A 10,509-nucleotide genomic window follows, 5' to 3' on the forward strand; every position below is an offset into this window, starting at 1 on the left:
AACACTCTCCGATGGTGAGACGACAAGCGCAATCGTGCTCGGCGAGGACGGCGAACATGATGGCAAGCAGTGGGCCACCGCCTACGCTGCCGGTGGACGATACCGAATCGACTTTGCCTTTTCCAAGGCTTCGATCGTATCCTCGACGCTCAGGAGGACTGTCGTCTCAATAGAACTGAGCGCACCTCCTGCGCCGATAGCGAGCGCGACAGCCGCCATCGAGATGTTATCAGGCGCCTCCCACAGATTCCAACCATCATGCTCGCCAAAGGCGTACCAGAACCCATGGAGCTTTCCGCCGACGGATTCAATGTAAGTGCGTGCCGCCTCCCGGCGATCCTCGGGGTTTTCGATCATTAGCGCCCACGTTTCGGGCGTGTAGCTAAAGCGCGTGAGATAAATGGCCATGATTTGCCTCCTCCGCCAGAGCAACACAGTTAACGCTCAAGGCGAGGAGAACGCGAGTCATCCAATGTGCGGACTTGTCGTAGTGAACGGTTTCAACTTCGCAGTTTCTGGGCGCGCCGCGGGCAGCCTCAGATAGCAGACGTCCTTTCGCAGAGGTGGAAGTGACGAGACCGGCAGAAATCCACTCCATCGGAGACGTCACATAACTCGCCATCGCCGATATTTTGGCAATCGGTCCGCCTGAACGCGCAAATAGAGCGGCAAAATGCACTCATTGCGGTGGCACGGGCGGAGATCGACGCCGACGATGCTGTTCTTCTGTTGGCCCGCACGAACGAATCTCGCATTCGGCAGCTCGTGGCAAAAGGCTCTGTCTCGATACAGTCTCTGGATGAGGCCGTGTCGAAACTCTCGACAGCTCGAGCAAGCCGCGACAGTCATGTTACCGCTTTGGACGCAGCCAAACGGCAACTCGATATCCTCGGCAGCCAGCTGGAAGGCGCGAGGGCATCGCTCGAACAGGCGAGAGCGAGCTTGGCCGACGTGAGTTTGCGGCTTTCTTATTCGAGGATCGTGGCCCCGATTTCAGGGACAATCGGACAGAAAGGCGTCAGAACCGGCACCTATGTCACTGTCGGGACCATGCTTCTGTCGATCGTTCCCCTGGACACGGCAGCTTTGGGCTCAATTGAGCCATTCGTCGCGTGCGTCGGCAACGACAGCAACGGGTCGCAGCATGCTGTCCACGAGGTGCCCATCTAACCACCGTTGTATGGCGGAAACCGGCCTTATCCCCGTCGTGTGGACGTTGCCATGATGCTTAGGGTGTCATTTCGGAAGGAAAGGCCGCGATCGCTGGCGCCCAAGGGTTCAGCACCGGTCTCGAAAGCCGCCCGTGCTGTCTTTCTACGCAATCGGGTCGCTGAAGTCATGGCCTATCAGGCTTCCGTCAAGGCATCGTTATTCACGACGATCTTCACTCCCAGATGGCCCCGCTCCGTGGGCGCATATCACGCTCACCGGCGACTATCGCTGGAACTAAATTGATCCACCCATCGGACGCTTCAGGCAGACTCGCGCCAACCGCTTCAATCCAAAGAACTTCCAATCCCCTTAGCGGGTATTATTGCAGAATTGCCCGCGGTCCCCCGATTAGCGATCGATCGGCCGTTTCGAACGAATTACAGCCCGTCCCGTCCGGTCATCCGACCATAGCGGGGCGGGCTGTTTTTGTGTCTCGGTTGCAAGGAGACCGCGACAGCCTGCGGTCTGCTGAGATGGTTCTTTGCTCAGCCCATCGTGCCTTTCGTTAACGGCACCCTGCCGGGAAAAAGTAGGCTGGCACCCCGCTTTGCGAGTCAGGTCTGTAATAGGCCGCTGCTTCAAAGCCGCTGAATTCGCTCCGCTTTTCCCCATAAAACGGCACTCGCTAATTCTTGCCAACAAAATTGTCGACAAAATAGTTGACATTAGCGCCAACAACTTCAAATCTAGCGGTGTCAGCCTCAAGCGATCGAGGGATCGCGGACCGACAGGGTCGGCACGGTGACGGATGAGAAAAACAGAGGGAACCACATGAAACTGAGAAAGCATCTCCTTGCGGGGTTGGCATTCGCCTTTCTCGCCTCGACGGCATCGGCCGAAACGCTGCGCTGGGGCAGCCCGCGGGATATCTTCTCGCTCGACCCATACTCCTACGGCAGCACGTCGAACCTCGCCTTCCTCAATCACGTCTATGAGGGCCTGACTCGCTACACGCCGGAATTCGTCGTTGAGCCGGCACTCGCCACCAAGTGGGAAATGGTCTCCGAAAGAGTCTGGCGCTTTCACCTGCGCAAGGGCGTGAAGTTCCAGAACGGCGCCGATTTCACCGCCGACGACGTCCTTGCCTCGATGGCACGCGTCAGCCACCCGACGTCGCCCCTGCGCGGCAACATTCCGGCCTATGTCTCCACGACGAAGGTGGACGACTACACGGTCGATATCGAGGTGAACTCGCCAAGCCCGCTGTTCCTCAACGACATGACCAACATCTTCATGTTCGACAAGGACTGGCTGATCGAGAACAAATCCGAATTGCCGACCGATGTCGGCGGCAAGGTCGAGGGCTACACCACCTATCACACCAACGGCACCGGGCCGTTCATTGTTGAATCGCGCGTACCGGACAGCAAGACTGTTCTGGTTAAGAATGACGGCTGGTGGGATACGCCGAAGCACAATCTCGACCGCATCGAATTCACTCCGATCACATCCGCTGCGACCCGTGTCGCTGCCCTCCTGTCGGGCGAGATTGACCTTACCGACGGCGCGCCCGTACAGGACCTCGATCGGCTGAAGAGCGATCCGAACATCAAGGTCGTCGAGCGCTCCGACCTGCGCACGATCCACCTCGTCTTCAACCGTAAGGACAAGCTCGCCGACGGTCGCGAAAACTTCTTCAACGACATCAAGGTCCGCCAGGCGATCGATCATGCGATCGACCGCCAGCTGATCTTCAAGCGCGTAATGCGCGGTAAGTCGCATGTTGCCGGCACCATGGTCGCGCCCGAAATCCCAGGCTACAGCGCCGAACTTGACGTGCCGACCGCCTATGATCCGGAACTCTCCAAGAAGCTCTTGGAGGAAGCAGGCGCCGTCGGCACCGAGTTCACACTCGTCTGCATGAACGACGAAAGCGTCAACGAAGAAGACGTCTGCAGCGCGCTCGTTTCGATGCTGTCGCGTGTCGGTCTCAAGCCGACGCTCGACATCGGTCCGCGCGCCGTCCAGGCGCCGAAGCGCGCCGGCGGTAAGTCCGACGCGTTCATGATCGGCTGGGCCAACGAGCCGACGCTTGATGCCTACTCGATTCTCATCCAGGTGCTTTCGACCCGCGAAGGTGCGGCCGGCGTCGCCAACTATGGCGGCTGGTCCTATCCCGAACTCGACGCCATGGTGAAGAAGGCCGCCGTTGAAATGGATCGCGAAAAGCGATTGGCAATCGAAACCGAAGCGCTGAAATTTGCCAAGGATCAGATCATCATGATCCCGTTGCATCAGCAGCCGATGGCATGGGCGATGTCCAAGGAAGTGACCGACGTCACCATCCGCGCCGACAACAAGCCGCGCCACTGGCTCACCCGTATCGGCGATTGAGTCCATATTGCCCCGGCAGAGCTTGCTCTGTCGGGGTTTCTCATTGAGCGGGAAAACCAATGATTGTCTTTCTCATCAAGCGGCTGGCTAATGCCGTGCTGGTCATGCTCGCCGTCGCGTTGATGGCCTTCATGATCTTTCGTTTCGCCGGCGACCCGGTCGAACTGATGGCCAACGAACAGATGTCGCAGGCCGATCGTCTCGAACTGCGTGAAAAGCTCGGGCTGAACGATCCGTTCCTGACCCAGTATGTGCGCTTCGTCGTCAACGCGGCTCAGGGCGATTTCGGCATCAGCTATCGAAACGGCCAGGACGTGATGACGCTGATAGCCGAACGTTTCCCGGCGACCATGGAACTGGCTCTGGTGGCCACTGTCCTGTCGCTGCTGATCGGCATTCCGCTCGGCGTTCTGACGGCGATCCACAGGGGTCGCTGGTATTCGGAAGGCCTGCAATTCGTCAGCATTATCGGCGTCTCCCTGCCGAGTTTCGTCGTTGGTATCCTGCTGATCCTCGTCTTTGCCGTCTCGCTTGGTCTGGTGCCGGCCTTTGGCCGCGGCGACGTCGTCCAGATCGGCTGGTGGAGCACCGGCCTGCTGACCGCATCCGGGCGAGCCTCGCTGCTTTTGCCGTCCTTTGCGCTCGCGCTCTATCAGATCACGCTGGTCATGCGGCTCGTTCGCGCCGAGATGATGGAAGTGCTGCGCTCAGATTTCGTCAAATTCGCGCGTGCCCGTGGCGTACCGCGGTGGCGCATCAACTTCCGGCATGCGCTTCGAAACTGTCTGATGCCGGTCGTCACCATGACCGCGATGAATGTCGGATCGTTGATCGCCTTCGCTCTGATCACCGAGACCGTATTCCAATGGCCGGGAATGGGCATGCTGTTCATTCAGGCGGTGACCTTCCTCGATATCCCGGTGATGGCAGGCTACCTGTGCATCGTCTCCTTCATCTTCGTCACGCTGAACACGCTCGTCGATATCGCCTATGCGGTCATCGATCCCCGTCTTCGCGATGCCACACGTTGAGGCCGCCCCATGACTGACCAGGCTCAGGAAACAACCACGACAGCCAAGATCGGCCGGCTCGCGCGCTGGCGCCAGAGCGATCTCTGGTGGTCTTTCACCCGCAGCCCGTCGGCAATCGCCGGCGCGCTCATCCTGCTCGTCCTCATCGCCGCTGCCTTTGCCGCGCCCTTGATCGCACCGCAAAACCCGTTCGATCCGGCCCAGCTCGATCTCTGGAACTCGGAACTGCCGCCGATCTGGCAGGCCGATGGCCAATGGCCCTACATCCTCGGCACCGACACCCAAGGCCGCGACATGCTGTCGGCCATTCTCTACGGCTCGCGTATTTCGATCCTGATCGGGGTCTGTTCGGTGATCCTGTCGCTGACAGTTGGCCTCAGCCTCGGTCTCGTCGCCGGTTATTTCGGCGGCATCGTCGACAATATCCTGATGCGCATCGGCGATGTCCTGCTGTCCATCCCGACGATCCTGATCGCCATCCTCGTCAGCGCCGTTGCCCGCCAGATGCTGCCGCCGGAGCTGCGTGATGTCGGATCAGGCGCAGTCCTCGTTTTGGCGATCACGCTCAGCGCCTGGGTTCAATATGCCCGCACCGTGCGCGCCCAGACGATCGTCGAGCGCGGCAAGGAATATGTGCAGGCGGCCCGCCTTCTGAAGACGCCGGCGCGGCGGATCATGCTCAACCATATTCTGCCGAACACACTGACGCCGATCATGGTCGCCGCCACGTTGAATTTCGGCATGGCGATCCTGACGGAAGCTACACTCTCCTTCCTCGGCATCGGCATGCCGCCGAGCCAACCCAGCCTTGGGACGCTCATCCGCCTCGGCAACCAGTTCCTCTTCTCCGGTGTCTGGTGGATCGTCCTGTTCCCGGTGCTGCAGCTTTGCCTTCTCGTTGTCTCGGTCAACCTTCTGGGTGACTGGCTACGCGACGCACTCAATCCGAAACTGAGGTGAATGATGTCCAATCTTTTGATCCGTAACGTCCGTCCCCACGGCGGGGCACCGACGGATATCCTGATCCGCGACGGCAAGATCGAAGCGATCGGCGAGAACCTTGAGGCCGATGGCGTGGCGATCGAGGATGGCCGTGGCCACATCGCCATTCCCGGTCTGGTCGAAGCCCATACCCATCTCGACAAGTCCGTCTGGGGCATGCCCTGGCACGAGAACGCCAAGGTCGCGACGCTGCGCGAACGCATCGATTTCGAGCGCGAGAAGCGGCTGGAAATCGGCATCGATCCGCATCGCCAGTCCATGCGCCAGGCAATCCTGCTGGCGGCAAATGGCGCCAGCCATATCCGCAGCCATGTCGACATCGACACCACCCATGGCCTGCGCCTAATGGATGGCATCATCGAAACGCGCGAGGCTCTCGATGGCATCATCGACATTGAGATCGTCGCCTTTCCGCAGTCCGGGTTGGTAACGCGCCCAGGCACCGTCGAGCTTCTCGACCAGGCTCTGAGCAATGGCGCGGAAGTTCTTGGCGGAATTGACCCTTGTGGTATCGACCGCGATCCGAAGGGGCACCTCGACGCCGTCTTCGGCCTCGCCGAAAAACATGGCAAGCCGATCGATATCCACCTGCATGAAGCCGGCGAACTCGGCGCCTTCAGCATGGAAATGATGTTCGAGCGCATTCGCGCGCTTAGCATGCAGGGGCGGGTTGCGATCAGCCACGCCTTTGCGCTCGGCGCTCCCGATTACTTGCGGGTCGCCGGCCTTATCGAGCAGATCGCCGATCTCGATGTGCGCATCGTCACAACGGGCTCGCCGTCCTCCACGGTACCGTCAATCATGCGCCTCAAGGAGGCTGGCGTGAAAGTGGCCGCCGGTTGCGACGGCATTCGCGATACCTGGGGACCCTGGGGCCAGCCCGACATGATGGACCGCGCTCGCATCCTCGGAATGAAGAACGGGCTGCGCCGCGACGTCGATCTGGAGCACGCGCTTCATGTCTGCTCGACCGGCGGTGCTGACGTCATGGACATTGCCGGTTATGGCCTCGACGTCGGTTGCAATGCCGATTTCACCCTGCTCGTCGGCGAGACGCTCGCCCATGCCGTCGTCGAAGCCGCACCACGTCCGCTGGTCGTCAAGCGCGGCCGCGTCGTCGCTCGCAACGGTGTCACGGAGGTGGCCATCCCATGATCGATCTCAAGGATTTGAAACTCGGCACGCGCGCCGAAGGCCGCACGCTGCTGACGGCCCAATGGGTGCTCGGCCACCGCGACGGCACGCACCGCCTCATTCCGAATGGCGAAGTGGTCATCGAAGGCGGCAGCCTGCTTTATGTCGGGCCGCACTTCGAGGGCGAGGTCGCACGCAGGATCGATTTCGGCGCGGCAATGATCAGCCCCGGCCTGATCGATCTCGACGCTCTGTCGGATCTCGACACGACGATCCTTGCGGTCGACCATCAACCGGGCTGGGCCAAGGGCCGGGTCTGGCCGCGCTCCTATGTCGAGCGTGGGCCTTACGAAATGTACACGCAGGAGGAACTGGCGTTTCAGAAGCGCTTCGCCTTCGCCCAGCTCCTGCTGAACGGCATCACCACGGCAGCACCGATCGCGTCGCTATTTTACCGCGAATGGGGCGAGACGGTCGAGGAGTTCGCAGCAGCCTCGGATGCTGCCGGCGATCTTGGCCTGCGCGTTTATCTGAGCCCCGCCTACCGATCCGGCGGCATGGTGTTGGAAGCGCCGGGACAGCTCGAGGCCGTCTTCGACGAGGCGAGGGGCCTGCAGGGTCTCAACGACGCCATCGGCTTCATCCGCGATCATGATGGCCGTCATGGCGGCCTGGTTCGCGGGCTGCTGGCGCCTGACCGGGTCGAGACATGCACGGAGCGCCTGCTCCGGCAAACGGCGGATGCCGCCCGTGAACTTGATTGCCCGATCAGGCTTCACGCAGCGCAAGGGACAATGGAGGTCGACACGGTTCGCCGCCTTCACGGCAAGACGGCGCCGGAGTGGATGGCGAGCTTCGGCTTCCTGAGTTCGCGGCTGATCGCGCCGCACGCCACGCAGGCAACGGCCAACGACCTGCAGCTCTATGCCGACAACGGCGTCAGCATCGTCCATTGCCCGCTGGTCTCGGCACGCGGCGGCAGCACGCTAAACTCCTTCCGCTCGGTCAAGCAGCGCGGCATCAACATCGCCATGGGCACCGACACGACGCCGCCTGACATGCTGATGAACTTGCTTGTTGGCCTCATTACCTGCCGCGTCGTCGAGGGCGATACCGCAGCCGTCAGCTGCGCCGATCTCTTCGATGCCGCCACCCTGGGCGGAGCGAAGGCGTTGGGGCGCAACGACCTCGGGCGGCTTGAAGCAGGTAGCCGGGCTGACATCGCGGTCTTCGACCTGATGGATCACCATATGGCGCCGGCGATCGATCCGATCACGACGCTGGTCGTGGGCGGCTCGGGGCGTGTAACCAAGACAGTCTTCGTCGACGGCCGGTTGTCCATGCATGAAGGCAAGGTGGCCGGCATAGACATGGATGCGGCACGCCGGCAGGCGCAGGGGCAGTTCGATGGGCTGATTGCCAAATACCCTGAACGTAGCTGGGCACACCCACCGGTCAGCGAAATCTTCCCACCCAGCTATCCCTTGGAGGTACTGCGGCATGAGTGAGCTCGTAACATCGCCGGTTCTCGACGTGCGAGGACTTTGCGTCGAGTTTCCCGGACGGCACGGCACTGTTGCGGCATTGTCCGACGTCTCGCTCAGCATTCGGCCAGGCGAGATCCTGGGCGTGGTTGGCGAATCCGGCGCCGGCAAGTCGATGACCGGCCTTGCCGTGCAAGGCCTGCTCGAACCGCCGGGACGGATATCCGGCGGCGAGGTCTGGCTTTCGGGCCGCCGCATCGACCAGCTTTCCGACACGGAAATGCAGGGCGTGCGGGGCCGGCAGATCGGCGCGATCTTTCAGGATCCGCTGACATCGCTGAACCCGCTCTTTACCGTCGGCGCGCAACTGGTCGAGACAATCCGCCTTCACCTGAAGCTGTCGAAGCAGGGTGCCAAGGATCGTGCCATCCACCTGCTCAAGGAAGTCGGCATTCCCGCGCCGGAGGCACGCTTTGATCACTATCCGCATCAGTTCTCGGGCGGCATGCGGCAGCGCGTGGTCATTGCCCTTGCGCTTGCGGCGGAGCCGAAGCTGATCATCGCCGATGAACCGACGACGGCTCTTGATGTGTCGATCCAGGCGCAGATCACATCGCTGTTGCGTCGCCTCTGCGACGACCACGGCACATCCGTCATGCTCGTCACCCACGACATGGGCGTAATCGCCGAGACCGCCGATCGCGTCGCGGTCATGTATGCCGGGCGCCTGGTCGAGATCGGCCCGGTGGAAGAAGTGCTGCGCAATGCGCGCCATCCCTATACGCGCGGACTGATGGGCTCGATCCCGGCGCTCGGCCGCCGGGTCGAGCGGCTGAACCAGATCGATGGCTCGATGCCGCGTCTGAATGCCATCCCGCGCGGCTGCGCCTTCAATCCGCGCTGTCCCGAGGCGGGGCGGCGTTGCCGTGAAGATCGCCCGGAGCCGACCCCGGTCGGCCTCGGTGTCAGTGCTTGCTGGCTCAATGCAGGAGGAGTTCTATGAGTGACGCCCTGACCGTCAATGATCTGACGTGCAATTTTGATGTGTCGGCCCCGTGGCTGAACCGGGTCCTGGAGCGCAAGCCGCGCCAGTTCGTGCGAGCAGTGGACGACATCAGCTTCACTGTGCCGATGGGTGGCTGCCTTAGCCTCGTGGGAGAATCGGGCTGCGGCAAGTCGACGGTGGCGCGCCTCGTCACCGGCCTCTATCGGGCCTCAGAGGGCGAGGTTCGTTTTGCTCCGGGTCGTTCCGGCGAGCCTCTTTCCGCCCAGATGATCTTCCAGGATCCCTTCGCCAGCCTCAATCCGCGCTGGCGGGTAAAGAACATCATCGCCGAGCCGCTGCGTGAGCTGAAGCTGCGCAACTCGGAAGCGGAGGTGATGGAGCGTGTTGGCGAACTGCTGCGCATCGTCGGACTCGCGCCTTCGGACGGCTCGAAGTTTCCGCACGAATTCTCCGGTGGGCAGCGTCAGCGCATTTCAATCGCGCGCGCGCTGGCCGGCGAGCCGGAGTTCCTCGTCTGCGACGAACCGACCTCGGCGCTCGACGTTTCGGTGCAGGCTCAGATCCTCAACCTGATGCGCAAATTGCAGGATGAGATGGGGCTCACTTATCTCTTCATCAGCCACGACATGAGCGTGGTCCGCCATATGTCGGATCGGATTGCGGTGATGTATCTCGGCCGCATCGTCGAGGAGGCGGATACAGAAACGCTTTTCGCCAATCCGCGCCATCCCTACACGCGGTTGTTGCTGGAGACGATCCCCGACATTGCCGAACCGAAGCGCCAGCGCAGCATCACGGCAGGCGAAGTGCCGAGCCCGCTCAATCCACCATCGGGCTGCACCTTTCACCCGCGTTGTCCGCTGGCCGATGCCCGCTGCAAGAGCGAACGCCCGGCGATGAGAAGCTTTTCCGATGGTTCCCGTGCGGCGTGCCACCGCGCCGAGGAAGCTCTAGGTCGTGTGGACACTTACCTGATCCAGAGGACGATGGCTGCGATTGTGACGACGGCTCGGTAGTTTTGTGCCGTTTTCTCGTAGCGCGTGGCTACTCTGCGGAACTGCTTGAGTTTTGAGAAGCAGCATTCGATCAAGTGCCGCAGGCCATAAAGGTCTTTGTCCACTGGGTATTTGCGCGCGCGGGACGGATTGTTTGGGATGACTGCCACGGCCCCCTTGTCGGCGATTGCATCGCGCAGGCGGTCGCTGTCATAGGCGGTGTCTGCCATGACGACGTCTGCGGGCAGGCCCTCGATCAGGGCGTCGGCTTGCGGCGCATCGCCCTTCTGGCCTGCCGTGAGTGTGAAGCA

10 protein-coding genes are annotated in these 10,509 nt (G+C 61.6%); 8 read left to right on the top strand and 2 right to left on the bottom strand.

From position 1 onward, the window contains the following. Positions 1 to 81: 81 nt before the first annotated feature. A complete protein-coding gene (locus AC244_RS27865) occupies positions 82 to 408 on the bottom strand; it encodes a GYD domain-containing protein (protein ID WP_053252065.1) in 327 nt (108 codons plus the stop codon). A 399-nt stretch (positions 409 to 807) separates the two neighbouring features. On the opposite strand from AC244_RS27865, the gene AC244_RS27870 reads away from it, so the two are divergent. The 8 genes from AC244_RS27870 (at position 808) to AC244_RS27905 (ending at position 10,219) form a co-directional block, all read left to right on the top strand. Further along, positions 808 to 1,170, top strand: a complete 363-nt coding sequence (locus AC244_RS27870; RefSeq protein ID WP_152976125.1) for an HlyD family efflux transporter periplasmic adaptor subunit — start codon at positions 808 to 810, stop codon at positions 1,168 to 1,170. Positions 1,171 to 1,983: 813 nt separating this feature from the next. Further along, the gene (locus AC244_RS27875) at positions 1,984 to 3,546 is read left to right on the top strand and encodes an ABC transporter substrate-binding protein (RefSeq protein WP_053252067.1); all 1,563 of its coding nucleotides are present in this window, start codon (positions 1,984 to 1,986) and stop codon (positions 3,544 to 3,546) included. Positions 3,547 to 3,605: 59 nt separating this feature from the next. Further along, on the top strand, positions 3,606 to 4,577 hold the full coding sequence (locus AC244_RS27880) for an ABC transporter permease (protein WP_053252068.1): 972 nt from the start codon (positions 3,606 to 3,608) through the stop codon (positions 4,575 to 4,577). A gap of 9 nt (positions 4,578 to 4,586) precedes the next feature. Further along, the gene (locus AC244_RS27885) at positions 4,587 to 5,537 is read left to right on the top strand and encodes an ABC transporter permease (protein ID WP_053252069.1); all 951 of its coding nucleotides are present in this window, start codon (positions 4,587 to 4,589) and stop codon (positions 5,535 to 5,537) included. 3 nt (positions 5,538 to 5,540) lie between these two features. Further along, positions 5,541 to 6,734: an amidohydrolase family protein gene (locus AC244_RS27890; RefSeq protein ID WP_053252086.1), complete on the top strand. Its 1,194-nt coding sequence runs from the start codon at positions 5,541 to 5,543 to the stop codon at positions 6,732 to 6,734. Next, a complete protein-coding gene (locus AC244_RS27895) occupies positions 6,731 to 8,221 on the top strand; it encodes an amidohydrolase family protein (RefSeq protein WP_053252070.1) in 1,491 nt (496 codons plus the stop codon). Before AC244_RS27890 ends, AC244_RS27895 begins: the two co-directional genes overlap by 4 nt. After that, a complete protein-coding gene (locus AC244_RS27900) occupies positions 8,214 to 9,200 on the top strand; it encodes an ABC transporter ATP-binding protein (protein WP_053252071.1) in 987 nt (328 codons plus the stop codon). The genes AC244_RS27895 and AC244_RS27900 overlap by 8 nt, the downstream gene beginning before the upstream one ends. Next, complete coding sequence (locus AC244_RS27905; protein WP_053252072.1) at positions 9,197 to 10,219, top strand: ABC transporter ATP-binding protein; 1,023 nt, start codon at positions 9,197 to 9,199, stop codon at positions 10,217 to 10,219. Before AC244_RS27900 ends, AC244_RS27905 begins: the two co-directional genes overlap by 4 nt. Here AC244_RS27905 and AC244_RS27910 read toward each other — a convergent pair. Further along, a partial coding sequence (locus tag AC244_RS27910) for an IS5 family transposase (protein ID WP_053252073.1) occupies positions 10,171 to 10,509 on the bottom strand: 339 nt, incomplete at its 5' end. The genes AC244_RS27905 and AC244_RS27910 overlap by 49 nt on opposite strands.

The sequence above is a fragment of the Ensifer adhaerens genome (assembly GCF_001270265.1).
Taxonomy (GTDB): Bacteria; Pseudomonadota; Alphaproteobacteria; order Rhizobiales; family Rhizobiaceae; genus Ensifer; species Ensifer adhaerens_B.

Bases quoted from the DNA above. Each gene is read 5' to 3' on its own strand.
- AC244_RS27880 (WP_053252068.1), top strand. From the start codon at position 3,606: ATGATTGTCTTTCTCATCAAGCGGCTGGCTAATGCCGTGCTGGTCATG.
- AC244_RS27905 (WP_053252072.1), top strand. From the start codon at position 9,197: ATGAGTGACGCCCTGACCGTCAATGATCTGACGTGCAATTTTGATGTG.
- AC244_RS27885 (WP_053252069.1), top strand. From the start codon at position 4,587: ATGACTGACCAGGCTCAGGAAACAACCACGACAGCCAAGATCGGCCGG.
- AC244_RS27875 (WP_053252067.1), top strand. From the start codon at position 1,984: ATGAAACTGAGAAAGCATCTCCTTGCGGGGTTGGCATTCGCCTTTCTC.
- AC244_RS27895 (WP_053252070.1), top strand. From the start codon at position 6,731: ATGATCGATCTCAAGGATTTGAAACTCGGCACGCGCGCCGAAGGCCGC.
- AC244_RS27865 (WP_053252065.1), bottom strand. From the start codon at position 408: ATGGCCATTTATCTCACGCGCTTTAGCTACACGCCCGAAACGTGGGCG.
- AC244_RS27900 (WP_053252071.1), top strand. From the start codon at position 8,214: ATGAGTGAGCTCGTAACATCGCCGGTTCTCGACGTGCGAGGACTTTGC.
- AC244_RS27890 (WP_053252086.1), top strand. From the start codon at position 5,541: ATGTCCAATCTTTTGATCCGTAACGTCCGTCCCCACGGCGGGGCACCG.